Annotated in this window: 25 protein-coding genes and 1 tRNA gene; 14 read left to right on the top strand and 12 right to left on the bottom strand. The window is 57.1% G+C overall.

The window, feature by feature from the left end:
* Positions 1-35: 35 nt before the first annotated feature.
* Together cutA and CL1_RS06365 are read left to right on the top strand one after the other, a co-directional pair.
* Entirely contained in the window at positions 36-347 is a 312-nt protein-coding gene (gene cutA, locus CL1_RS06370) for a divalent-cation tolerance protein CutA (RefSeq protein ID WP_014789062.1), read from the top strand.
* Positions 344-931 (top strand): endonuclease dU, encoded by a 588-nt coding sequence (locus CL1_RS06365; RefSeq protein ID WP_014789061.1) that lies wholly within the window; start codon positions 344-346, stop codon positions 929-931. The genes cutA and CL1_RS06365 overlap by 4 nt, the downstream gene beginning before the upstream one ends.
* A gap of 88 nt (positions 932-1,019) precedes the next feature.
* On the opposite strand, the gene CL1_RS06360 is transcribed toward CL1_RS06365, so the two are convergent.
* The gene (locus tag CL1_RS06360; protein WP_014789060.1) at positions 1,020-1,856 is read right to left on the bottom strand and encodes a universal stress protein; all 837 of its coding nucleotides are present in this window, start codon (positions 1,854-1,856) and stop codon (positions 1,020-1,022) included.
* Positions 1,857-1,959: 103 nt separating this feature from the next.
* Between CL1_RS06360 and gcvT the strand changes: the two genes are divergently transcribed.
* The 4 genes from gcvT to CL1_RS06340 all read left to right on the top strand — a co-directional run bounded on the left by gcvT (position 1,960) and on the right by CL1_RS06340 (position 5,283).
* The gene (gene gcvT / locus CL1_RS06355; RefSeq protein ID WP_014789059.1) at positions 1,960-3,156 is read left to right on the top strand and encodes a glycine cleavage system aminomethyltransferase GcvT; all 1,197 of its coding nucleotides are present in this window, start codon (positions 1,960-1,962) and stop codon (positions 3,154-3,156) included.
* A 70-nt stretch (positions 3,157-3,226) separates the two neighbouring features.
* Positions 3,227-4,303: an AAA family ATPase gene (locus CL1_RS06350; protein ID WP_014789058.1), complete on the top strand. Its 1,077-nt coding sequence runs from the start codon at positions 3,227-3,229 to the stop codon at positions 4,301-4,303.
* Between the two features lie 31 nt (positions 4,304-4,334).
* Positions 4,335-5,165, top strand: a complete 831-nt coding sequence (locus CL1_RS06345) for a DMT family transporter (RefSeq protein WP_014789057.1) — start codon at positions 4,335-4,337, stop codon at positions 5,163-5,165.
* Positions 5,166-5,205: 40 nt separating this feature from the next.
* Positions 5,206-5,283: transfer RNA gene (locus CL1_RS06340), tRNA-Gly, on the top strand.
* 22 nt (positions 5,284-5,305) lie between these two features.
* Here the strand turns inward: CL1_RS06340 and CL1_RS06335 are convergent.
* Positions 5,306-5,905: a class I SAM-dependent methyltransferase gene (locus CL1_RS06335; protein ID WP_014789056.1), complete on the bottom strand. Its 600-nt coding sequence runs from the start codon at positions 5,903-5,905 to the stop codon at positions 5,306-5,308.
* Between the two features lie 99 nt (positions 5,906-6,004).
* On the opposite strand from CL1_RS06335, the gene CL1_RS06330 reads away from it, so the two are divergent.
* The 8 genes from CL1_RS06330 (at position 6,005) to CL1_RS06300 (ending at position 12,341) form a co-directional block, all read left to right on the top strand.
* Complete coding sequence (locus tag CL1_RS06330; RefSeq protein ID WP_048152038.1) at positions 6,005-6,640, top strand: hypothetical protein; 636 nt, start codon at positions 6,005-6,007, stop codon at positions 6,638-6,640.
* Positions 6,641-6,868: 228 nt separating this feature from the next.
* Complete coding sequence (locus CL1_RS06325) at positions 6,869-7,720, top strand: hypothetical protein (protein WP_048152036.1); 852 nt, start codon at positions 6,869-6,871, stop codon at positions 7,718-7,720.
* A gap of 156 nt (positions 7,721-7,876) precedes the next feature.
* Entirely contained in the window at positions 7,877-8,890 is a 1,014-nt protein-coding gene (locus tag CL1_RS06320) for a hypothetical protein (RefSeq protein WP_014789054.1), read from the top strand.
* Entirely contained in the window at positions 8,887-10,473 is a 1,587-nt protein-coding gene (locus CL1_RS06315) for a PEGA domain-containing protein (RefSeq protein ID WP_014789053.1), read from the top strand. Before CL1_RS06320 ends, CL1_RS06315 begins: the two co-directional genes overlap by 4 nt.
* 4 nt (positions 10,474-10,477) lie before the next feature.
* Positions 10,478-10,951: an ABC-2 transporter permease gene (locus CL1_RS10525; protein ID WP_052304116.1), complete on the top strand. Its 474-nt coding sequence runs from the start codon at positions 10,478-10,480 to the stop codon at positions 10,949-10,951.
* 3 nt (positions 10,952-10,954) lie between these two features.
* Positions 10,955-11,248 carry a hypothetical protein gene (locus tag CL1_RS10520; protein WP_148267291.1) on the top strand — a complete coding sequence of 98 codons (294 nt, stop codon included), beginning with the start codon at positions 10,955-10,957 and terminating at the stop codon, positions 11,246-11,248.
* Complete coding sequence (locus CL1_RS06305) at positions 11,245-11,682, top strand: hypothetical protein (protein ID WP_014789052.1); 438 nt, start codon at positions 11,245-11,247, stop codon at positions 11,680-11,682. The genes CL1_RS10520 and CL1_RS06305 overlap by 4 nt, the downstream gene beginning before the upstream one ends.
* Entirely contained in the window at positions 11,679-12,341 is a 663-nt protein-coding gene (locus tag CL1_RS06300) for an ABC transporter ATP-binding protein (protein WP_014789051.1), read from the top strand. The genes CL1_RS06305 and CL1_RS06300 overlap by 4 nt, the downstream gene beginning before the upstream one ends.
* A gap of 26 nt (positions 12,342-12,367) precedes the next feature.
* Here the strand turns inward: CL1_RS06300 and CL1_RS06295 are convergent, their stop codons facing one another.
* From CL1_RS06295 to fbp, 10 genes are all read right to left on the bottom strand, one after another.
* On the bottom strand, positions 12,368-13,768 hold the full coding sequence (locus tag CL1_RS06295; RefSeq protein WP_014789050.1) for a DUF2079 domain-containing protein: 1,401 nt from the start codon (positions 13,766-13,768) through the stop codon (positions 12,368-12,370).
* A gap of 35 nt (positions 13,769-13,803) precedes the next feature.
* Positions 13,804-14,100, bottom strand: a complete 297-nt coding sequence (locus CL1_RS06290; RefSeq protein WP_014789049.1) for a DUF2103 domain-containing protein — start codon at positions 14,098-14,100, stop codon at positions 13,804-13,806.
* A 36-nt stretch (positions 14,101-14,136) separates the two neighbouring features.
* Positions 14,137-15,174 carry a hypothetical protein gene (locus tag CL1_RS06285; protein ID WP_014789048.1) on the bottom strand — a complete coding sequence of 346 codons (1,038 nt, stop codon included), beginning with the start codon at positions 15,172-15,174 and terminating at the stop codon, positions 14,137-14,139.
* Between the two features lie 2 nt (positions 15,175-15,176).
* A complete protein-coding gene (arcS, locus tag CL1_RS06280; protein WP_014789047.1) occupies positions 15,177-16,883 on the bottom strand; it encodes an archaeosine synthase subunit alpha in 1,707 nt (568 codons plus the stop codon).
* A 9-nt stretch (positions 16,884-16,892) separates the two neighbouring features.
* Positions 16,893-17,795, bottom strand: coding sequence for a coiled-coil protein (locus CL1_RS06275; RefSeq protein WP_014789046.1), 903 nt, complete (start codon positions 17,793-17,795; stop codon positions 16,893-16,895).
* A 138-nt stretch (positions 17,796-17,933) separates the two neighbouring features.
* Positions 17,934-18,779, bottom strand: a complete 846-nt coding sequence (locus CL1_RS06270) for an SDH family Clp fold serine proteinase (protein WP_014789045.1) — start codon at positions 18,777-18,779, stop codon at positions 17,934-17,936.
* 47 nt (positions 18,780-18,826) lie between these two features.
* The gene (gene arcC, locus CL1_RS06265; RefSeq protein WP_014789044.1) at positions 18,827-19,774 is read right to left on the bottom strand and encodes a carbamate kinase; all 948 of its coding nucleotides are present in this window, start codon (positions 19,772-19,774) and stop codon (positions 18,827-18,829) included.
* Positions 19,775-19,922: 148 nt separating this feature from the next.
* On the bottom strand, positions 19,923-21,185 hold the full coding sequence (locus CL1_RS06260; protein WP_014789043.1) for a phytoene desaturase family protein: 1,263 nt from the start codon (positions 21,183-21,185) through the stop codon (positions 19,923-19,925).
* Positions 21,186-21,252: 67 nt separating this feature from the next.
* Positions 21,253-23,211 (bottom strand): glyceraldehyde-3-phosphate:ferredoxin oxidoreductase, encoded by a 1,959-nt coding sequence (gene gor, locus CL1_RS06255; RefSeq protein WP_014789042.1) that lies wholly within the window; start codon positions 23,209-23,211, stop codon positions 21,253-21,255.
* A gap of 160 nt (positions 23,212-23,371) precedes the next feature.
* Positions 23,372-24,499: a fructose-1,6-bisphosphate aldolase/phosphatase gene (gene fbp, locus CL1_RS06250; protein WP_014789041.1), complete on the bottom strand. Its 1,128-nt coding sequence runs from the start codon at positions 24,497-24,499 to the stop codon at positions 23,372-23,374.
* Positions 24,500-24,604: the final 105 nt, after the last annotated feature.

The following is a 24,604-nucleotide window of genomic DNA, read 5'->3' as shown; positions in this document are numbered from 1 at the left end:
AAGCTTATCCGTCGAGTTTGAACGGGGGTGAGGGCATGGAGATGATAATGGTGTACACTACCTTCCCGAACTGGGAGAGCGCCGAGAAAACCGTTAAGGAGCTCCTCGAGAGAAAACTCATCGCCTGCGCCAACCTGAGGGAGCACAGGGCGTTCTACTGGTGGGACGGAAAGATAGAGGAGGACACGGAGGTGGGAGCACTTCTCAAGACGACCGTGGAGAAGTGGAAAGAGCTAAAGGAGGCGATAAAGGAGTTGCACCCCTACACCGTCCCGGTCATCGCGCGCATAGATGTGGACAGGGTCAATGAAGAGTACGCCGAGTGGCTTGAGAAGGTGCTCCCATGATACGGAAGGTGAAGCCCCAGATCAGGACAGTCGGTTTCGACGACGGAACCTTCTCCTTTTCCTCAAAGCTCGAGCGCGGAAAGACCATTCTGATAGGAGTCGTCATGAAGGGCTCCCAGGAGGTCGTGGGCGTTCTTTCCCGATGGATAACGGTGGACGGTACCGACGCTACAGAGGCGATGGCAGATGCAGTGACAGCTTCCCGTTTCAAGGATCTCAGGGTGATCCTCCTGAAGGGCATAACCTACGCGGGCTTCAACGTGGTGAACCTGGAGAAGCTCCACCGGGAAACCGGTCTGCCGGTGGTGGTCGTCGTCCGGAAGAGGCCGGACCTCGGGGCGATGGAGGCCGCTCTCAGGAAACACTTCCCCGACGCGGAGGAGAGGCTCAGGCTTCTTAAAAAGGCCCCCCCGCTGGTTGAGGTGATACCCGAAAAGCTCTACTTCCAGGCCGTCGGAGTGGACGAGAAGACCGCGGCTGAGATAATCCGGGCTACCACCAGGACCGGCCTGAATCCCGAACCGCTCCGCCTCGCCCACATGATAGCCAGCGCCGTCATGACCGGCGAGAGCAGGAGGGAGTAGATTTATAAGCCAAAAATCGGAGAAAAGAACGACCGATGATGGCAACAGGGTAGCTACCGAGTGATGAGGAAGCCGTTCCAGACTGAGGTCATTCGCATGGAACCAGTAGCACAGGAACTTTTGAGTCCCTTACGACTCTCTCCGCAGTGCTGCCGAGGAGCAGGTCCTTGATGAAGCTCCGTCCCTTCTTGCCGATGACTATGAGGGTCGAGTTCTTGGCGAGGGACGTCCCTATTATCGCCTGGCTCGCCGAGCCTACCATCACCTCGGTCTCAAACTTTGCTCTCAGACCCCTGGCGGACTTCTCCAGGTTCTTCTTCGCCAGCTCTATGTTATGCTCCAGCTCCTCCATTCCCCCGTAGTCCACCGAATGGAGGAGCAAACCACTCTCAACGAGCTCCTCGAACTTCCTGACGGTCTTGAGAACCTTTATCGAACACTTGGAGAAGTCAATGGCAACGAGGGGACGCTTTAAGAGCTCTGAGCAGTCCACAGCCAGCTCAAAGGCATCGTTCTTCTTGACGTACTTGAGGAGCAGGACGGGCCTTCTGGTAGCCCTGGCCAGGTTGGAGGCCGTGCTTCCGACGAACATCGCCCGCCAGACGTTCTCACCCATGCTGGGTATGACGACCAGATCCACGCCCTTCTCATCAGCCGTCTCTGCTATCTCCACCGACGGAATCCCTATCCTCACGACGGGCTCAACGTTAAAGCCGTCCTTTCCTAGCTCCTCAGCGAGCTCCCCAAGTCTCTCACGGTACACTTCCTCGAGCTCAAAGGCTTCAAACTCGGCTATGGTTATGTCGATGACGTGAATCAGCACCAGCTCCCGGACACCCAGGGAGAGGAGCTTTGGAAGGCAGTGCCTCAGCGCGTGGAGGGAAACGTCGGAAAAATCCGTGGGATACAAAACCCTCTCAAACATTTCCGAACACCCCAGCATTAATTTGAACGTTGATGCTTATTATAGTTGCCCATGAATTGGAAAGGATTATAACGCTCAGGCCCAAGTTTTAACGGTGATGGCTATGGTAAAGAGGGTTCACCTATTCGACTGGCATAAGGAGAACGCCAAGAAGGTTGAGGAGTTCGCGGGCTGGGAGATGCCCATCTGGTATTCGAGCATAAAGGAGGAGCACCTCGCCGTTAGGAACGGCGTTGGCATATTCGACGTCTCGCACATGGGGGAGTTCATCTTCCGCGGTAAGGACGCCCTCGAGTTCCTCCAGTACGTCACGACCAACGACATAAGCAAGCCCCCCGCGATAAGCGGAACCTACACCCTCGTCCTCAACGAACGTGGAGCCGTGAAGGACGAGACCCTTGTCTTCAACATGGGAAACGACACATACATGATGGTCTGCGACAGCGACGCCTTCGAGAAGCTCGAGGCCTGGTTCAGCGCGATAAAGCGCGGAATCGAGAAGTTCGGTGAGCTGGACCTCGAGATCGAAAATAAAACCTACGACATGGTCATGTTCTCGATACAGGGGCCGAAGGCTAGGGATCTAGCGAAAGACCTCTTCGGCATCGACATCAACGAGCTCTGGTGGTTCCAAGCGAAGGAGGTCGAGCTCGACGGAATTAAGATGCTCCTCTCGAGGAGCGGCTACACCGGCGAGAACGGCTTTGAGATCTACTTCGAGGACGCCAACCCATACCACCCCAATCCAGAGAAGAGGGGCGAGCCCGAGAAAGCCCTCCACGTCTGGAAGACAATACTCGAGGCCGGCGAGAAGTACGGAATAAAGCCCGCCGGACTTGGAGCAAGGGATACGCTCAGGCTTGAGGCCGGTTATACCCTCTACGGCAATGAGACCAAGGAGCTCCAGCTCCTCAGCACGGACATAGACGAAGTAACTCCCCTCCAGGCCAACCTCGACTTCGCCATCTTCTGGGACAAGGAGTTCATAGGGAAGGAGGCACTCCTCAAGCAGAGGGAGAGGGGCCTTGGCAGGAAGCTGGTGCACTTCAAGATGGTCGAGAAGGGAATCCCGAGGGAGGGCTACAAAGTTCTCGCGAACGGCGAACTCATCGGCGAGGTCACCAGCGGAACCAGTTCCCCGCTCCTCGGCATCGGCATAGGAATAGCCTTCGTGAAGGAGGAGTACGCGAAGCCGGGCGTTGAGCTGGAGGTGGAGATAAGGGGCAAGCCGAGGAAGGCGATAACGGTAGCTCCGCCCTTCTACGACCCCAAGAAGTACGGGGCCTTCAGGGAGGAGTGATTCCTCCCCTTCTTTTCTCCAAAAACCTTTTAGGTAACGGTACCGTTACCTGGTAACGGGGGCATTACCTATGCTGTTTGACCCGAGACCAAAGAAAAGACGGGAGGAGCTGTTTGACAGGGAAGAGGAAATAAACGAGCTCGTGACGACCTCGGAACCCTTAACGCTCCTCCTGGGAATACGGCGCGTTGGAAAGAGCTCCCTTCTAAGGGTTGCACTCAACGAGCTCGAAAACGGAGTCTACATCGATGCCAGGAAGATGTACTTTGACTCCGGCGGCTGGATAACCTCGGAATCGCTCATCAGGGAGTTCGAGAGGGCCTTAAACTCCCTTAGGGGTGCCATCAAGGGCAGGGTCTTCGAGGTTCTCGGCCACGTCAGGGGCGTCTCAATCTCTGGATTAAGGCTTGAGCTCGGTCGGGACGTTCGTCTTTCGGAGGTTCTCGAGGCACTTAACGAGGTCGGCGCGGTTGTAGGCATCGACGAGGCCCAGTACCTCAGGTTTTACGGTTCGAGGGGAGGCAGGGAGTTCCTGGCCCTTTTAGCCTACTCCTACGACAACCTCGATAACCTGAGGTTTATACTCACCGGCTCCGAGGTGGGCCTGCTCCACGATTTCCTGGGCACGGACGACTACGAGAGCCCCCTCTACGGGAGGGCCCACAGGGAGGTCGTTCTCAAACCGTTCCCGCGGGAGCTTTCCATCGGCTTCCTCCGCAGGGGTTTCTCGGAGATGAACGTTGATGTTTCGAGCGAGGTCATCGAGGAAGCCGTTGATGTGCTCGATGGCGTGCCCGGGTGGCTGGTCGAGTTCGGAAGGAGGTATGCAGAGACCCGGGACCTTAAGGGCTCGCTTGATTACGTGTTCAACCGCGCCAGGGGCTTCCTCAGGGGCGAGCTGGAGGAGCTGAAAAGGAGAAGCCCCCGCTACGTCCTGATCCTCGAGGCCATAGCCAGGGGACACAACAGGTGGGAGCTGATAAGGGACTACCTCTCCTCCAGGGGACAGAGGGTTCCGAATTCGCGTTTAGCCGGCCTCCTCAGGAACCTGGAGAAGATGAGCTGGATCGAAGAGGACTTCAGCTCAGGGGTGAAGCGGTACAGGATAACGGATCCGGTAATCGAGCGCGTTCTGGTGGAGCGATAGCCTTTTATCCCCCTCCGCCCCTCCCAACACCATGTCAAGGAAACACGCCGTCGGTGCGGTGCTGTTGTGGTCAACGGTCGCTTCCGCCTTCAAGCTCTCGCTCCGCTACATGAGCCCGCTCCAGCTTCTCCTCTACGCCTCGCTGACCTCGCTCGCGCTCTTCGGGCTTCTCTATGCGAGGGACTTCAGCCCAAGGAGGGATAACCTCCGCTCGGCCTACCTGGGCCTCGTAAACCCTCTCCTCTACTACACCGTGCTCTTCTCTGCCTACGACCTCCTGCCGGCCCAGGAAGCGCAGGCTTTAAACTACACCTGGCCGCTGATGCTCGTGCTCCTATCGATTCCACTCCTCGGAAAGAAACTGGGTGCCAGAACCATGGCCGGTCTCTTCCTCGGATTCCTCGGTGCCCTCGTCGTGGCGACGAAGGGTGACCTGGGAGGGCTAAACTTCACCGACCCGCTCGGCGTTGCCCTCGGCCTGGGAAGCGCGGTGGTCTGGGCAGCCTACTGGCTCCTCAACCTCCGCGATGAGAGACAGCTCGTTGAGAAGATGTTCTGGAACTTCCTCTTCGGCTTCGCATACGTTTCAATCGTTGCGGTCGCGACCGGCAACCTCACGGTACCACCCGTGGAAGGCCTCGCTGGAGCGGTTTACGTCGGCCTGTTCGAGATGGGGATTACCTTTCTCCTCTGGTACCGGGCGGTGGAGGGGGACATGGCCTTTGCCTCCAACCTGGCCTACCTCGTGCCCTTCCTGAGCCTGTTCCTCATTTCCATCGTCGTGGGGGAGAGCATAGCGCCGGCAACCGTGGCGGGACTGGCGATGATAGTTGGGGGCATAGTCCTCGGGCGGGAACGATAAAGCTTTTAAATGGAGAACGGCTTAATTATAGCGGGCCAGGGCGGTGGTAGTCTAGCCTGGTCCAGGACACCGGCCTCCCAAGCCGGTAACCCGGGTTCAAATCCCGGCCACCGCACCACATTTTTCTCGCGCTCATTCCCTCACCCCTTCCTGCCCACAATGAGCCGGACTATTCCCCGGTAGTGGCTCTCCTCGTGCTCGATTTCGAAGTATTTTCTGGCCAGAAGGTGCGTTTCCCTCAGCGTGTTGTCCTCCAGCAAGAGACCAAGGAGAACGTCGAGGGGTTTGAGAAACAGCCAGTTCAGAAGCCTGCAGTCGCTCTTCGTGTGCTCAAGCAGGATTACCCTCCCGCCGGGCTTAAGGACGCGGTGTATTTCTGCCATGGCCCTCTCCGGGTCCGGGACGGTGCAGAAGACGAAGGCTGAAAGGACGGTATCGAAGCTCCCGCTTGGGAACTCCAGCTTTTCGGCGTCCATCACGTAGAATCTGGCGTTCAAACCAATTTCCTCGGCCCTCTCCTTCGCCACCTCCACCATCTCGGGGACGGCATCTATCGCGTGCAGCTCGATGTCCCGTGGGTAATGGGGGAGCATGAAGCCGGTGCCGACGCCGACCTCGAGCACCCTGCCGGCGACGTAGCCGGCCGCCTTCCTCCTCAGCGGGTCAAAGAACCTCTCCAGCGGGCCGTCTATCCTCTCGTACCTCTCGCCGAGCTTCGCATACTTCTCCCGAAAGCCCATGGGTGCAACTCGTCCTTCCCCGTTAAAACCCTTGCTGGGCAGGATTGGGGAGTCGGCAGGCTTTTAAGACCAAAGGGCAAAGCGGGCGTGGTGATGCTCATGCCGTACCTGCTCATAGAACACCTGGAGGAACTGCGCGACTGGGTACTGCTCGAGTACAGGCACGCGAGCGAGTGGTGGGGGGAGAGGCTGATATTCACCAACGTAGAACCTCATGAAAGGGAAGAACTCGCGAAGCTGGGAAGCGTTTTGAGCCAGAGCGTCACAGAGTTCCCCTTCGACCGCTCGAAGCTCATAATCCTCGACCCCTTCGCTGAGGAGGAGCTGAAGCCGGAGGACATCGAGGGGGACACGATAATAGTCGTCGGCGGAATCCTTGGCGACTTCGAGTTCACGGGAAAAACCAAGAAGTTCATAACCGAGAAGATTGAGGGTGCGAAGGCCAGGCACATCGGGAGCGTGCAGTTTTCCATAGACGGCTCGGCGATAGTGGCGAAGCTTATCGCGGAAGGGAAGAGGCTGGGGGAGATTGAGTACGAGCTTAACCCCACGATAAAGCTGGACGAGTTCAGCGAGATAACGCTCCACTACGCGGTGCCGAAGCTGAACGGGAAGCTTCTGCTCACGCCCGGACTCATAGAACTCCAGAAGAGGGAGCTGGGCTACACGGAAACGGACGACGGGATAAGCGACGAGGAGCTTGAGGCGTTCTTCGAGGGGAAGGGAGAGATTTAGAACCTGCTCTCAGTTTAAACCTTTTTGGGTTCGTTGAGGGTTCGCCCCAAGTCCTTCTCGGGAATCAGGCACGTTGATTACTTGGCCCCAGATTCGCCACCATACAACAGATGATGGCTGTTTTTGGATTCACTGAATCGGGTGCGTTAAACACAACCTTGAAACGTAAGACTTATAAGGGACGTCCCAGTACTACAATCGCACCGCACGCATGGAGGGTGCACGCGCGTGGGGATTCCAAGGTCGATCGTTTTTTCGCTGGTAGTCCTATCGGTGACCCTGCCCCCAGTTCACGCCCTCCCCAACTGGTTCCAGGAGGGGACTTACGTTAAATACGCCCTGCTATCACCCGGAGACGAAAGGAAGGTCAACATCTTTGAGGTTTACCTATCCCAAATACCAAATCAATCCCGGGATTTAATTTTAAAACGTCTAAATGGTACAGGTGCAGATGAGCTTGTATCCTTGGTGGTTCGGGGGAACGTGTTTTTGACGTTAATGATATTGAATGTACAAAATGAGACTGCGCTGGTAAACACCACCCTCGAACTTAATGATGTCTGGATTTACAACAGATATTATTTAGATAAAATTGTTATGTCCACAATCCTCACTCTGGATCTTAGACGCATGGAATACATAGATGACAACGGTTCAGTAATCGGGAGACCAACTTTTCTTGTCTTCCCAGAGAATCTGCCCCCCAAAGGAAGTCTACTGGTAAATATGAGTCGTGTCGGGAAATTAGGTGCTGCAACCCAGGACATTCTTGTGGACAATGTATCCTATTCTTTGTGGGAGCATACAAAGTTAAACACATATTATCGCACTTTCGAACCCCCATATATCCACATATCCAGCTCACAGGTTCCTTTCTACTGGAAACTCAGTGATGGTTATTACTCGGCCACAATTTGGAACAACTACATCTATGACTTTGATACAGGAGTTTTGATAACAGGATTTTTTGATGTGACTCCAGAGTTGCTGGCCCTCGGAGTAATAAACGGCGACAGTTATGATTATTCAGCCGCCGAAAGGAATGAGAGGCTTAAGGACAGGGGCGAAACCCCCCCATGAGCTCTGGAATCCCGGCTTTAACCTCTACGACACCAACGTCAGGTTTCCAAAAACGTCATCAAGTGAGGTTCCTGACACAAAGATGAAATACCTCTTCTCGGTTTCTCTGTTACTTCTACTTCTCAGCGCCCTCCTGAACTGGAGGTGGAGGGGAGAATGAGGAAAACCATCGCCGCTGTCCTGGCACTTCTGACACTTTCAGCGGCCGCAGCGCCAGTTTACTCACTTCCATACTGGTTCCAGAAGGGGGTGTATATCAAATACGCCCTTATGGTGCCCGAAAATCCTAACGGACAGGAATGGAACGCGTTCCAGGTGTGGCCGGAACTTCTACCGGAAGATGCCTACGAGAACATATCCGCCGTGGAGGAAGTCGATAACAACTCCTTCATGACCCTAGTGGCAGAAGGAAACGTCTTCTTAACCTTTGAGATCGTTGACGTTTCCAATGACAGCGCCTCAATCAGGGTTACTTTGGAGCTTAACAACGCGCTGGCCAATTTTCAGAAACCCCTCGGTAAACTGGTTCTCTCAAGAACGATCCTCCTTAACCTGACCGACATGATGTACCACCACAACGGCAGAGTTCTTGGAAGGCCCACGTTTTTCGTGGACCCCTCCAGATTACCAAAGAAGGGGGGCCTGCTCGTCCGTTCGAGCATCCTAAGGGAGTTCAACTTCACAACCTCCGATCTGGTGGTGAACAACGTCTCGTTCACCTGGATGGACAAAAAAATTCTCCACACGTACTACGGGGACTTTAACCCGCCCTACGTCCTTATCGAGAGCAACGCGGTGCCGCTGGTCTGGTCAAGGGGTGGCGGCATCATAAAGGCCTCACTAATCTCGGGAGGGGTATACGACTTTGACACTGGCATAATGCTGACCACCAGGCTCATGAAAACCTCGCCCGAACTCCTGTCCCTTGGGGTGATACTGGGAAACAGTTACGATTACCTGGCCGGCGAAAAAATGTCAAAACTCTTCGCCGAGGGCAGGGCGGATAAAGAATGGTGGCAACCCGGCTTTAACCTCTACGACACCAACGTCAAGCTCCCGGACTACGGGAGCGGGCGCTCGCCTTCGACCCCAGTCAGGTACTTCTTCGTCATCTCGCTCGTCGTTCTCGCCATGACAGCTCTGTGGACGGAAAGGAGGTGGAAGCGGTGAGATGGAAGCTCATTTTTCTGGCGTTTTTGATGGCCGGTCTGCTCGTTCCTCCGGCATATTCGGCCGGAGAAAGCACGATGGAGAGGCCCGGCTACCTGTTCGTCGAGGCACCTGGAAACGTGGCCGAGATAGAGGGGGTGGGCTCTTACACCACTCCCGTGGGCCTGGTGCTCAAGCCGGGGAACTACACAGTCAGGATAACCGGAAACGTAACCGTAACCGCCAGGGTTTCGGTGAAGGCTGGGGAAGCCACAATCCTCCGCGTGAATCCCGACGAGATTGCGGAAGCGGTTTCAGGGGAGGGGATCGTGTCGATATGGGCAATCTTCAACGAGAGCGCCAACTACAGCCGGGAGAAGCTCAACCCTCCCTTCAATCCGTTTGCGTTCCCAGGTGGGTGTGGAAGCAACTCCGGGTATCTCAACGTATCGAATCCCTACCCAATGGGCCTCGCAGTGCGGGGAAGGGACGAGGTGTACATAACCCTCAATGGAACCTTCATGCACATTGGAGACGATGACGGGAAACCCTGCATTTTCTACGTCGAAGTGTACCCAGGGGCAACTCACTCGGAAAGCGTCAGAAACGCCACCTACCTCGTCCCCTGGGCGCGGCTGGAGATAGACTCCGTGCCCCAGGGTTTGACGTTCTACATCAACGGCGGCTACAACCGCTACATTTTCTACACCCCCATGGGCCTCTACGTTCCGGCCATTCCCCGCGACGTTTACAACGCCACCGCCGTCAGCTACTACGGGACGGTACGGATACCGGTGATCCATAAGCTCGACACCCACACGGTGGGAATAGCGGAGAACCACTACTTGGTCCAGTGCCTCGTCAGGGTGGTCCCCAACGAAACCCGCCACATCAGCGTGGACATGGAAAAGGTGAAGTCCTCGCTGACGGTGGAGAGGAGGGCTGTGAGAGCGGTTCCCCTTAAGGTCGATTCCGAGCCGGGCAACGCTTCCCTCGTGGTCACCGACGGGGTACTGAGGGCCTTCGCCACAACGCCCGCGACGCTCTTTCTTCCCCCCGGGAACTACACCGTCGTAGCCTCTAAGGGCAACCTCTCGGCTAAAGAATCCGTGTTTCTGGCAGAGAGTGCGAGTGTTTTCCTGAGGCTCTCCCCGGCCAGCGCGGCCCTAACTGTGGTAACCTATCCGGAAAACGCGACGGTGCTCCTTAACGGCGAGGAGGTCAAATCCAAAAACCTAACGCTCAGCCCCGGGCGCTACAACATCACAGTGAAGGCTCCCGGCTATCTCACGAAGAGCCTGGAGGTAATCCTGGCCCCGAACGAGTCGAAGAGGATCGAGGTGAGCCTGGAAAAGAAGCCCGCGGTGGAGGATAGGGAAATCGTCACCTCGCCGCCCTCTGGCGGAGCAGACGACACCGGGGCCGGGGAAAAGTCGCAGACCCGCGAAAACAGTGTTCCTGAGAACACTCCTGTCCCCTCAGCGCCGCCCACCGATGACGTCCCTGGCCCGCCGGGAAGGGACAACGGCTCCCTGTGGGTCAAGGCGGGTATCCTTGCCGGGGTCGTGGGTGCGGTCTACCTGGCCCTGAGGCTGAGGAGGTGAGGCAATGAGGGCCCAGATAAGGTGGGAGCTTGAGGATCCCTACAACCTGCTCGTCTTCATCTTCGGCTTCGTCATGCTCGGCATCACCTTCTTTTCCGGCCTGACGAGCAACGATACCGTGTTTATGATAGCCGGGCCGGATAGCGTAATAGTTTCCGAGTCCGCCAAGACCCTGGGACTGATACTCCCAAGGCTGGGAACCGAGGAGTACACGATATTCGCGCTCACCGGGGCCCTGCTGGTCTCCCTGATGCTCAGGTACGACAGGGACACTAGGGTTGCCAAGAGCATCTACAGCCTGCCCGTCAGGAACCATTCGGTGGTCCTTTCAAAGGCGCTCTCCGCGATGGTGCTGCTCTTCCTTGCCTCAATCCTGCCGGCCCTCCTGGCGTTCTTATACATTCACGGGGACGTCCCTGAGCTGATGAGAAGGGCACTCTTCGGGGAGGGCTTCTTAGCGGGCTACCTCCTCTACTGAGCCATGATGGTGCTCTACGTGGTATCTTTATCGGCCCTGGTGGCTATGCTCTCCCCGAACACCTTCGCCGCCCTCCTCGGAAGCATAACGCTCCTCTACGCCCCCCTCGTGCTTAAACTGAGGAGCCTTCCCCCGAGGGTCATCGACGATGCGTTCTTCAAAGCCTACACGACCCAGTTCTACCCCTCCGACAGGGTGGCGGCGTTCCTCGACGGTTCCTTCTACGTGGGGCTTCTTCTACCGGCGGTGATGCTCGGCGTGGCCCTCATACTCAGCGAGTGGAGGGACGTCTCATGAGGCTCCTGAAGGCGGTACTGCTGTCGATAGTCATAATGACAATCCTCGTGTTCCCGATAGAAAAGAACGCCCTGACCCAGCCGATTTCCGAGGTCGTCCTCGTGGGGCAGGGAATGGTGGTGCCGTCAGCGGGAACGGCAGTGCTCAGTGCCAGCGCCGACGAGGGAACCGGCTATACCGTCAGGGTCTTCGACCCCGAAAGCGGAAGGGCGATCCTCGAAAGGAACGTGACGGGCAGTTTCCGCGGCAGGGCGATGCTGGAGCACTCGGGGCCCTACTATTTCGCGGTGGGGTCGATGACGCCGGTTACCCTGGCGGTCAGGGTGATCAACAGGCACCCCTCGGTAACCGTTCTCAACATCAGGTACGGCCTGGGAGGTGTGAGCGCCCTCCTTCTCGCGGCCGTCCTGCTCGTGGAGGGGAGGAGAAGATGATAACCGCGAAGAACCTCACCAAGCGGTTCGGCAGGCTGGTGGCCCTGGATTCGATAAACCTCGAAATCGAGGGGGGACTGACGCTGATACTCGGCCCCAACGGTGGCGGAAAGAGCACCTTCCTGAACCTCTGCGCCGGCCTGTACAGGCCGAGCAAAGGGGAAATCAGGGTCCTGGGCGAGAAGCCCTGGAGCAACGACGGGCTGAGGAAAAGGATAGGCGTCTCCTTCGACCCGCCGGCCCTTCCAAAGCACAGGACGGCCAGGGAATGGCTCACCTACATCGCCGAAGTCAAGGGGCTGGACGGAGAAGAAGTAATCAAAGCCGCGGAGCTATTCTCGGCCGAGAAGTACCTGAACAGAAAGATGGGAGAGTACTCGGCGGGCATGCTCAAGAGGATCAGCCTGGCCCAGGCGTTCCTCGGAAAACCCGAGCTGGTGCTCCTAGATGAGCCTCTAGCCAACCTGGATCTGGAGGGGATAAAGGAAGTCGCAGGAGTTATAGGAGAGCTGGCCCAAAAGGGGACCAACATGGTCGTGGTTTCCCACATCTGGCGCCCCCTCGTTGAGTTTGCGGACAGAATCGTTGTGATAGCCGCGGGGAGGGTGGTGCTGACGGGAACCCCTGATGAGGTGGTGCCCGAGATCGAGGAGATATGACATTTGCTTTTTCCAGGCCCCCTATTTTAGGATCCTGTGGGCACCAGCCCAAAAACCGAGACGTTCAGCCCCTCCCTGATGTACAGCATCACGCCGTCCCGGGAGTAGACGGGACGGTACTTCCCCCCCACCATCTTTTGAAGCCTCTCAAGGTAGAGCCTGCCGCGGTAGGTTTTCACGTTCACGAGAACCGCGTCCGGCTCCACCCCGGCGGGGTAAACGTAAACGTCGGGCTTGACGGCCAGGGCGGGGTAAAAGGCCGGCTGGGTGTAGACGGAAAGGTTGCTCCCCAGGAGGAACTCGATGACCGGTTCCACCGCCTTTCGGCCGGGTATGGGTTCGAGAACCGAGGGGTAGACGAGGGGGAGCGGTTTCTCCGGCTGATTCAGCTCGACCGGCATCGTCGCCAGGGAAACCAGAAGGCCAACACTCAGGAGAACGGGAAGGATCCTCCTGAGGTCGAGCTCCCTGAGCGCGAAGACCGCACCGATGAAGGAGAGGGGGAGAACCATGTAGGGGTAGTGGAAGCCGAAAGTCGTTTGGCTGGGCCTCGATGCCAGGAGGTTTTCAAGCCAGGGGAGGGTAAGAAGAAGGGCGTTCCTGGGTCTGAAGAGCGGCAGGAGGCCCAGGCTCAGGTTGAAAAGGAGGAAGTAGAGGAGCTTCTGCCTATCCAGCCGGGGTTCGGTGTAGAGGCTCCCGTACAGGTAGCCGCCCCCAAGGGCCGGGATCACCAGCTTTATGACCACCGCACCGTACAGCAGGGAGAGGGCCGCCAGAAGAAGCAGAGGACGGTTTTTCCTTGCGCTTTTGAGGGAGATTTCATCTCCGAAGGCCCACCATAGGGAGAGGGAGAGAACACCGAGAAAGGCGTCCTCCTTGATGGTCAGTATGAGCCCGGAAACGAGGAAGAATGCCCGTTCCCTGCGATCGACCAGAAAAATCGCCGAGAGGATAAAGAGGGGGACGGCGAAGGAGACGGGGTGGAACTCGAAGAGGTTTATGCCAACGAGGGAGGAGTTGAAGGCGTAGAGAACCGTCGCCGCCAGCGCTTCCAGAGGGGACAGGAGCTTCCTAGCGAGGACGTATGCCAGAAACACGGAGAAACCCAGGGCAGCAGTCTGGAGGACGAGCAGTGTTTTTGGGGACGGAAATACCGCGAATATCGGGACCAGGAGATAGAGAAACGGTTGGAAGTGAACGGCGAGATGATTTGGCGTACCGTAGAGCTGCCATTCAACGGTGTTGAACAGGGGCCTGCCGTGGAGGAAGCCGGCCAGTGACTGGGTGAAGATCCCAAGGTCAAGGCTGGTGTAGCGAAAGCACTCGAACTTAACGAGGCTGAAATGCATCAAAAGGGCTGAATAGGCAAGTGCAATGAAGACCGCAGTAACATCGTAATGACATAACCTAGTTTTAGTTCTCCCCATAACTATCAACGATAGTTACAGGCCGAGGTTTAAAACTATTTCGTCCACTCGTCGGAGAGGCGCTCTATCTCACTCCTGACTCTATCCCTCTCCGCCCTGTCCACGACAAGAAAAACCTCCTGAACGCTTCCATTGCTCTTGGCGACGAGCTTCAGCCCGGTCTGCGTTTCCCGCGTCACCTTAATCTCGAAGCCCCTGGAGTCGCTCGCGTAAATCCTCCCGGGGATAACCTTTTTGACCCCGGGTATCGCGGCTATCCTCTCAAGGGGTTTCTCAAGTCCCTTGAGAAAGTGGTGCTCCCTTTTGACGCCCCGCTTGAAGTGCCTCGGCATGGTCAAAGAAGGGGAGTGCGGCTTTTTAGAGTTTTCTTACCGCCGGACCATAAAGAACCAGGTGAAGCCTATAAGTGCGAGCAGAACGACCGCCGCCCAGAACTCGAGGGCGTAGGTCCTCGGCACCTCGCACCGGCTGAACGTCACGTTATCGGCCCCCACAGCAAACCTGCTCCCCCACCCCTCCCCGAGTGGGAATACCTTTAGGCTTCCATCGTAGTATAGGAGAGAAACTTCCGAAATTCCCCGAACAGGGACGCTCTCGTTTCCAAAGACCAACAGTTCACCCGTGGAGTTGGCATCTGGCGCGAAGTAGTGCGTAACGTCCGGTGGAACAAGGAGGAGCGCGTTCTCAAGTTCGTACGCCCTGAGATGACCCGCTTCCCTGTCGTCCCACAGATGCTCGGCAACAGCCTGGAGGGATAGCTCCACACCCTTCCCCGGGATTTTAAGCCTTCCGTTGTCCACCTCGACATTCAACGGTTTCGGCGGCTTCTCGGGTTCGTCCCCCTCCAGTTCAACACCCCACGGCCCTTTGACTACCGTTACCCCCTTGAAGTAGGTACCGCTCTCGGTCTCCCTCAGATCGAGGATTCCGGCGGTGGCGTTTCTGGCGACGTTGATGGCAAGGAGCTCGTTCTCCGAGACCTGGACCACCAGGTATGGCACGGCCACGGCGAAGTTGGGCGAACCTTCCAGGCCCGTCTTCACCGATGTGACCCTCTCGAAGCAGTCCTCACCCATTCTATAGACATCTACCCTCCCTTCGTCCGGGACAAACACATAGTATAATCCCCGGTACCAGTAAACGACCGGCGTGTCCCAGGATCCACCGATGAAATACGCCCCTGTCGAGTTCACGTAGAAGTTGTAGTAAAAGTAGCCCGTGGGCACAAGCATGTCACTCATTGAGGTTGAGTAGGGGACGTAGACGAGCGAGAGGACGGCGGAGTCACCGTACACAGCCAAGACGTGAAAGTCAAAGCTCTCAGCCCCAAGGTAGTCGGCACAGGCACCGGGAAGAAGAGAAAGGAGAACCACGAGAAGGAGAGAAAGGTACAGAGTTCTCCTCATGGTCAGGCCCTCTTCCTGACCTTTACAGCCACGCCCTTCTTCGCCCTAACCATCTCCTCTCCGCTCAGAACTGCCTTTCCGACGCCGACAACTTTTCCGTCCCTGACGACGCCGACGATGTCGTCCGGTCTTATAGTCGGGTCCGCCTCATCAACTCCCACCGCGAAGACGTCGCCGCGGAGCTCGAAGTCCACATTCACCCAGTATGCCTTGAGCGAATCGTAGATCCTCTGCATTCCGAAGGGGGTGACGCTTATCACGCCGTCCCTGAAGGTTCCCGTCTGCTGGCCGTCAACGAAGAGGCGGAGCATCTTGGAGCCCTTCACCTGCCCGTTCTCCGGGAGAACGGCTTCCCCGGCTCCAGCACCGAAGTAGAAGTCGAAGACCTTCCTTATGTTTTCAAAGTAGCGGTAGGTCCTGTCCTCCTTGGTTCCCTCAAGCTCGAACTCCCCCAGCGTCTCGGTGAGGGCTTTAAGGCTCTCCCTGCTCGTCGTGCCGTTCTCAACGCGGGTGAAGATAATTTCCCTCCCGCTCAGCTCACCGGCGAGCTTGGCTATCTCGACGTAGGCTTCGTCGAGGTGAGCTATTATCGGAACGTCCCTCGGGTACTTCTCCAGTGTCTTCGCGAGGAGCTCGGCCGCTGGCTTAATCTCCTCCTCGTTCCAGTGGCCGGTGACGACTATGTCATACTTTGCTAACCACTCCCACTCCCTAGGCACGACGCCAAATGGGGAGGTGAGGATAAGCTCGTGAACCCTGCTTATTCCAGAGCCGAGGGCCTCCTTCACGGCTCTGCGGTAGAGGGTGTGTGAGCGCGAGAATGAATAGGGCTTTTTGGCCGAGCAGGGGAAGAGGAGCACAAGCTCGGTGTTCTTCGGTGGGACGAAGCGCTCGACAACGCGCTCGTGCCAGCGCTTTACCTCGGGCCTCCTTATCGAGGCTTCGCTCATGAAGTAGACCGTCTCCCTCTGGATTGGGGTGTACTTCTCAAGGTAATCCCCGTGCTCCAGGTCGGCTATCCTCAGAATCCCCGCGTGGTACTGGGTGTTGAAGAAGTTCTCGACGAGGTAGCGGAGCTTGCCCTCTTCAATGGCCCTCCTGACGAGCAATATGGTTTCCCTCGCGAAGTCGAGGGAGTTTGGTTCCCTGTCCCAGAGGAACGGGCTAAACTGAGTGAAACCCTTGCCCTCGAAGTCGTAGAGCTTGAGCGAGCGCGTCTCGAAGGCATCCACACCGAGATAAACCGCCAGCGGGTAGAAGAAGGGCTCCAGATCGGCGATTATCATGACGTTGGGGAACCTCTCGCGGAGTTCCCTAAGGATTCTCACGAAGTAACGATACTCCTTGACGAGTATCTTGGTGTTGCCAAGGTAGACGGCCTCAAAGCCATAGCGTTCGATTATCTTGAAGAACTCGGGAAGGTATTCCGTCCTCCTGAGTGCTGGCAGGTAGAAGGCGTTGAAGCCCTCGTAGTTTACGCTCCAGAGCCTTCCAATGGCTTTTTCAATGACCTCGGCGGGGGTGTAGAAGCCGAGCGGAATGGCCGGGGCTAAGTTGAAGTCATAATCCCCCGGCTCCTCCGGGTGGAAGAAGGAGTTGAAGGGGGAGAGGGTGAAGTCTACCCCAGCCAAGGCTGGGGTTCTGAAGGAGTGCTCTCCCAGCCTAACCAGACCCAGCCTTCCGGGCCCCTCGTGCCTGATTACCTCCATAGCCAGGCCTCAGACGAGGTTGTACCTCTGGAGGAGCAGCAGCTCGTCGAGGGTGAGCTTCTCACCGCGCTTGAACTTCTCCAGGGCCTCGACTGCCTTCTCAAAGCTGGCGTCCTTCTTGGCGCGCATCCTCGCGACAAGCCTGTAGGCTATGAGCTCCTTGTGCTTCTCGTCGTATTCCCTTATCTTCCTTTCGATAGCGCGGAGCTCCCTCCTGACCTCCCTTATCTTGTCGCGTAGCTCGACGACCTTGGCGTGGTACTCATCGGCCTCCTTTTTGACCTCGTCAGCCTTGTTGAAGGCCTCTATCATCTGCTCGTGGAACTGCTGGCTCTGGTTGGCAAGCTTCTGTATCTCGAGGCTGATGTTCCGCCTGGCCTTCTTGAGCTGGTCAACCTTCTTCCTCGCCTCGACGAGCTTTCTGTGGAAGCGCTCGGCCTGCTGGATTATCTCGAGCTCCGTCGCGAGAACCTGGATCTGGTCAACTATCTGCTTCTCCCGGTCGGGCGTTATGTTCGGATTGGTCTGGAGTTCCCACTCGAGTTTCTCTATCCTCTCCTGTATCTTCTCCGGCGGCATCTTAAGTCTGCGGAGCTGGTTGTACTCGTCCCTCTTGGTTCTGTACTCGAGTATCTCCTGGTAGAGGAGGTCGAGCTTCGCGTTTATCTCCTCGCGGTTTTTCTTTAGCTCCTGTATCTGCTGGTTGATCTCGTCGCGCTTGGCCTTGTACTCCCTTCCCCTCTGGCGGAGCCCCTTAACCTCGTTGTTCTTCTCGTCCCTTCTCTGAATCCAGATTTGAAGCTCCTTTTCAAGTTCATCAAGTTTGGCCCTTATCTCGTTTCTCTCTTTCTCAAGGGCCTCTATCTCCCTCTTGATCCTCTTAATCTCCTCTGGATCCACTTTCGTCTGCATTGCTCTTACCCCTCTCCCTTTTTAGAACAGCTTGACCTGCTCAAACATTTCTGGACTCAAAAAGGAATGAGCAAATAAAAACTTTTTGGCCCGGGAAGCCTCAACCTAGCAAAAAAGTTGAGAAAGCTGAGGGAAGCTTCATTTGGAACTCTCGCCGCGCTGGGTGTAGGGCATGAACTCGACCGTGCCCCTCTGCTTCATGGGCTGCTTGTACAGCTCCATGAGGGCATAGACCTCCTCGGGAACGTCCGTGCTGACGTGAAGACCGAGCTCCCTGGCCTGCTCGTAGGTTATCGGGTAGTCGTGCGTCCACCTGCCCTCAGTGAGTATCTGTGCCAGCTCTTTGGCCTTCTCCTCTCCATACCTGTCCTTGAGAATGCTGTAGACGAAGTCACGAACCTGCTTTATGGCCTTCTCCGCAACGTCGGCCAGGATAAGGGTCTGGTCGTCAACCTTGTCGGCGCCTTTCTTCTCGACGGCCCTGACGATGCTCGGCCCGGGGTACTGGCCGAGCTGGGGGTCAACGGGGCCGAGAACCGCGTGGGGATCCATTATTATCTTGTCCGCGGCGAGCGCTATCAAAGTCCCGCCGCTCATGGCGTAGTGGGGAACTATCACACGAGTCTCCGCCGGGTGGTCGTGGAGGGCCTTAGCTATCTGCGTCGCCGCCAGCACAAGCCCACCGGGAGTGTGTATGATGAGGTCTATCGGCTTGTCCTTGGGGGCCGAGCGAATAGCTCTCAGCACCTCCTCGCTGTCCTCGACGCTTATGAACTTGTAGAAGGGGATTCCAAAGAGGCCGATGCTTTCCTGCCTGTGGATCATCGTTATGACGGTTGAGCCCCTCTTTTCCGAGAGCCTCTTGAGCAGCTTGGCCCTCGCTATCTGCAGGCTCCTGTACTGCATCTGGGGCCAAAGCAAGATGTACATGAAGAACAGCCACCACAGAAGAGAGCCGAAGAATCCGCTGGTTGCCTCACTCATGGTATCACCTGATAAAGAAGGGAGGGGTGGTATTTATAGCCTTTGGTTCAGGCCTTCACGACCTGGGTACCTGTCTTGCCCTTGAGGGCATCGACGGCCTTCTCGAGGTGGGCTATAACCGCCCTTTCCCCACCCCCCTCGACGAACCTTATGGCGGCCAAAACCTTCGGCCCCATGCTACCCTTCTTAAAGTGGCCCTCCTTGTAATAGCGCTTCAGCTCCTCGACGGTGACCTTTCCGAGCCAGCGCTCGTCGGGCTTGCCGAAGTTTACCGCCGCGCCATTCACATCGGTGAGAATCATGAAGATGTCGGCGTTGACCTCCTCCGCCAGCTTCTCGCCAGCCAGGTCCTTGTCTATAACCGCTTCCACACCCCGGAGCCGGCCGTTCTCCTCCACGACGGGAACGCCACCGCCGCCGCTCGCTATGACTATGAAGCCCTTCTCAACGAGATCGACTATCACTGGTGCCTCTACGTGGCCCTTCGGATCGGGGCTCGGCACTACCCTCCTCCAGCCCCTCCCGGAGTCCTCCACAACAACCCAGCCCTTCTCCTCCGCGAGCTTTTTGGCTGTCTCCTCATCGTAGAAGGGCCCAACCGGCTTGCTCGGATTCTGGAAGGCGGGATCGTCCTTGTCAACGAGGGTCTGCGTCACTATCGTAGCGACTGGCTTTTCAATACCCCTCGCGCGGAGCTCGTTGACGAGCGCCTGCTGGATCATGTAGCCTATCTGGCCCTGCGTCATCGCTCCGGCCACGTCCATAGGCTGGGCAGGAATGCCGTGGACGGCCTGGCCGGCGTCCATGTGGAGGAGCAAAGCACCGACCTGCGGGCCGTTCCCGTGGGTTATGACCACCTCGTAGTCCCCGTCCAGGATTATGTCCACTATCTGCCTGGCAGTCTTCATGACGTTGGCCATCTGTTCCTCGTAGGTTCCCTTCTGGCCTCGCTGGAGAATAGCGTTGCCGCCCAAGGCTATTACAACCCTCTTCATGAGCATCACCTCCTGGAGGTATAGCTACGCGCAAGGGGATAAAAACGTTCGTTAGAAGCCAAGGCTGTTCACTGGAAAAAGGTTCGAAAGGCCGGAAAATAAGTTGGCAAAGGTAAAGAATAGCAAGGCTCCAAAAGGGCGGATTCCCTCAGAGGTACCAGTCCGAGAAGTTCCCCAATCCAAGCCTCTCGAGCGTTCTCATGACGCCGAGGGCTATGCCCTCCACCTCTATCCCTCCGGGGAGCTTGTAAGCGTCGCCGACGATGTAAACATCACTCATCGGGAAGTCCTCGACGGTCTGCCCGCTCGCCACCCTGTTCACTGGATTCCCTTCAAGGTAAGTCTGAACGAGCAGAATCTCGCCCTCGTTATCCAGGTTCGGGAATATGCGGTAGATGTCCTCTATCCCCTTCTTCCTCTCGGCCTTAACGTTTCTGCTCTGCAAAGCGTGATGGAGCATTATCAGGGTGTAGCCTTCCCTTGCCAGCTCCGGGGAAAGGCTGGAGGGCTCGTTGTAGCCGTTTATCCTCTCGGTGTCGAGGGTGAAGACGACGGTGTTGCCGACCCTTGGCTCCCCTTTCAGGGCCACGTTGTACTTTATACCCTCGCTCGGCCTCAGCGAATCAACGCGCTTGAGGTACTCACGCTCGAAGTTGTCCCTTCCGATGAGCTCGACGGTCTCCTTTATTCCCACATTGGAGATTAGGACATCGTAGGGGAGCTCGTCGTTGTCAGCGGTGATGACCCTCTTTTTCTCGACATCGATTTCAACGGCCTTTTTGCCTGTCATTATCCTTCCGCCGCTGTTCTCGGTTATCCTCGCGAGCTCGCCCGTTACGGCCCTGCAGCCGCCCTTGATCAGTCCAGGTCCGCCCCACCTCAGGGCCGCCTTTATCTCCCTCGCCAGCTCTCCGGCCGGAACGTCCAGCACGCTGTCGGCCCAGCCGAGGAAGCTCTGGAAGAAGAGATCCACGAACTCGTTGTCGCCAACCCTCTCGCGTATCCACTCGCGGCCGCTCATCTCGGCCTCCTCCCCCACGGGGAGCTTGCCCCTCCTCACGTCCGCCATGAGCTTCATCGCCCTCGCCTTCTCCCTGAAGCCGAGGTACTTCCAGCCCTCGCGGTAGGAGAAGGTTCTTCCTTCGTAGAAGATCATGCCTTTGGGGTCTGAGTTAACTATCTTGACCTCAGCCCCAAGGAGCTTCAGGAGGTGAGCCAGAGGCCCGTCCTCGCCGTGGGGGAGCATGTGAAAGGCCCCGGTGGAGAGGCCGAAGCCCCTGTATTCCAGATTGGTGAAGCGCCCACCGACGTAGGGGGCCTTCTCGATGACGGTGACGTCGTAACCGTTCTTGGCCAGGAAAGAGGCCGTCAGAAGGCCGCCGATTCCGGAGCCTATTACAACTGCCCTCATTCTTCTCACCTGAGATTCATGAAGAGGGGGAGAATATAAGGGTTGTTCTCAAAAAGAGGAAAATAACTCAGAGCCTCCACTCAACGCCGAGCGCTTCGCTGTAGGCATCAAGAACCCTTTCGAGATACTCCTTTGCCGTGCCGACCTTGTCAATCCTGAACTTCTCGGCCCATCTTTCATTTCCGAACTCCTCGCTTCCCGCTGCCACGAGGTCTATAACGCGCATCGAGTCCCAGAAGACAGGCCTGTAGCCGGCCTTCCTCGCGTACTCGATGAGCCTCTTGAGCTGCTTCCTCGCGTGCTCCTCCATGTCCACGTTCTCACCGTAGGCCTCCATGAAGAGCGCCTTAAGGACGGGCTTCATCCAGCCCCTGTGGAAGCGGCACCAGCCGACGTTGTCGTACCAGAACTCCCAGAGGGCGCTCGCTATTATCTTGCTCGCCAGCTCCTCGGGCTCGAGGAAGACGCCGAACTGATAGAAGGTCCAGTATCTTCCTTGAATCGGGAGCGGTATGTAGTTGCCGATGGCCCAGTACATCGTCGGTGTCATCTCGCCGTTCTCGCCGAGGGGAGTGAAGACCGCGTAGTCCTTGAAGCTCTCGCCGTACTTGAGCCTGTCCTTGAACTTCTCGTCGAGGATAACGCTCGCCTTCCTCTTGCCGAGACCGATTACCCTGGCAATCTCGTTCTCGGCGAAGGCGACGCGGTGGGCCAATTCAGCCACAAGCTTTGCGTTGACCTCGCTCGCCTCGACCGGGCGCTCGATTAAAGCCTCCTTCGTGAACTCCGGCTTTCCGCTTATACCAACTTCCTCCGGCTTGAGCAGACCGCGGTGGACGAGCTCAAGGACCCAGGCGGCGGTTCCGCCGAACTCTATCGCGTCGAAGCCCATCGCATCGACGGCGTGGACGCTTATGTCGCTTGCCCTCAGGGAGATGCTCCCGCTGAGGGGCCCGTTGGCCTCGTAAGGCTCGTACTCGACGTGGTGTCCGCGCCTGTACTTCTTACAGACGACGGGACACGGCTCGCCGCAGGTCGTCCAGTTCTTGGGCTTTATCGCCTCTTCGTTGAAGGGCTCCCAGTAGTGCTTCATTATGTTCTCGTGTATCCTAATGCGCTCCTCCTTCGGTATGTACGGCATCTGCCAGTTGAGTATGGGTACGAAGTCGCCCTCGGCAGGGTAGTTGCCGCCGAAGGTTCCGCCAGTGTTGAGCTTGGGGTTGAAGCGGTACTTGGTGGTCTTTTCAGCTATAATCTCGTTGTAAGGCTTCTTGTGGACGCCTTCCACTATGCCCTTGGCCGTTCTGAAGTTGCCGATGTCTTCACCCGGGAAGGGCCTCTTCCTCGGCTTCCCGCCGAAGATTATTCCAACGACGTTGTGAGCGCGGAGGAGAACGCTTCCAGAGCCTCCTCTCGCGGCCCAGTCTTCACTGCCGACCAGACGTTCTCCCTTCCTGAGGGCCTGGGAGAATATAGCGCCGTAGTTGGTGTTCAGCGAGGCCGGTCCAACGACCGCTATTCTGTACTCGAAGTCAAACTTATCGCCAAAGGTCTCGATGAGGTACTGGGTGAGGGCATAAACCCCCTCTTCGCCCTTGTAGCCCCTCCATATCTCTATGACCTTTTCGAGTTCAATCTCGTGGAGCTCAACGTGAACGTTCTCACCGTCGTTGTAGAGGAGCACCACAACGGGCTTCTCGGCCTTGCCCTCAAAGGTTACGAAATCAACGCCGACGTTCTTGAAGGCGTAAGCGGCACCTCCCATTGCAGAGGGGAAGAGCGTGCCGTAGAGCGGCGAGCGGAAGAAGAACATTAGCCTGTGCGCTCCGGGCAGGGTTGAGCCCGAGAACGGCCCCATTCCCATTACCGTGACGTTTCTGGGATCATAAGGATCAAGGGAGTGCGTTTCAAGGCTCTCGTGGAGCTCTATGCCGTAGTCTATGACGCCGTAGATCCCGTCTCTATCCACTTCCTCACTCTCAACTTTCCTCTCGTCCAGCTTGAGCCTGAGAACTGTGAACTTCATGCTCTCACCCCTTTGTATCACTCCGAGTGTTAGTTTTTGGGAGGAGAATATTTAAGGCTTCCGATGGGTCTATCAAAAAAGTTGGACGCGAGGTTTTAAAAATCTTAGCAATCGGGACGGCCAAGAAACGTTGAGGGAACCAAAGGAGAAAAAGGAGGACTCACTCTATGTCCTCAAAGCGCTCTTCGAGTCTCTCCAGGACGCCCGGAAGGGTGGTGTACTCCATGTCCTCCATCGGGAGCCTGTGGGGCTCGAAGGGCCCGTGTCTGCGTATGTATTCAGCAATCTCAAGGGCCTTCTGCCTTGCGTAGTCAAAGGCCGGGTCGTCGAACAGATCAACCGGACCGACGAGCTTTCCTTCAGGGCTTATCTGCCAGCCGAGGGCAACAACTCTTGGCGGGCCGTCGAACCTCGTCGGGTTGGCCTGGTGCATCGGGACGGGCATTATCGGTCCGTTGTGGGAACCCCTCATCCACCCGCTGACGAGGTGCGGGAAGGCGAATGGCTCGAGAACCTCGCCGAGAGCTGGAAGTCCACTCTGGGCGCGGACGATGGCGACCGGGTCGTCCTTCCCTATGTACTCACCGGCTATTTCAAAGAGCTTCTCGGTGCTCACAACAGCGACCGGCTCGTCCTTGGCTATCTTGTGGCCCTCCTTCGGGAAGACGCGCTTGATGACGTACCTGCTCTTGGCGCCGATGAGGGCGAGGAGGTCGTAGAGCTCCTCCGGAGTGCTGAGGATAACGCGCTTGTGCTCCTTTATGTCCCAGACCTCGAAGCGGAAGCCCATGTGCATGTTCGGGTCGATGACTAGGCCGGCGGTGTTGAAAGGATCCGCGAACATTCTGAATATCGGGAGGTTGAAGGCACCGGGTTCGGTCTTGTCCATGTGGAATGTAACCACCGGCTCGCTCTTTCTCAGCGTTATCTCCATCTCAGCAACTCCCGGCCCCATTCCGCGGACGTTACCACTGAAGGCGTCCTTGAGAAGATCCTGGCCGGCACCGTAGAGGCCGAGCTCCTTGGCAACCTTTGTGGCCTCCTCGAAGGCCTTCCAGGCAAGACCGTGGACATCAGGGCTGTCTACACCCTTCCTGTGGGTCATTATTAGCTGGAGGTCATCGCCGCAGGTGGCGACGTAGAAGTCGATTATCGTTCCCTCCTCGACAGCCTTTGAGAGGACTTCCTCGGCCGTCTCGACGAGCTGAGGGTGCACCCTGGAGTGTCCGGGCCAGCCGCCGATGTCGGCCTTGATGACGCTTAGGGTTATCTTCTCTCCAACGGCCATGGCAACCACCGGTAGCTTTAACCACTTTTATGCTTATAAAACGTTAATATCACCGTCGATGATACACAAGAAGAAGTCAAAATTCAGCAGCCCTAGGGCAAGGAA

Origin of the sequence: Thermococcus cleftensis, from assembly GCF_000265525.1 — an archaeon.
In the GTDB taxonomy this organism is placed as follows: Archaea; Methanobacteriota_B; Thermococci; order Thermococcales; family Thermococcaceae; genus Thermococcus; species Thermococcus cleftensis.
The sequence above is the reverse complement of the archived record's forward strand: the minus strand, read 5'-3'. Positions and strand labels throughout refer to the sequence as shown.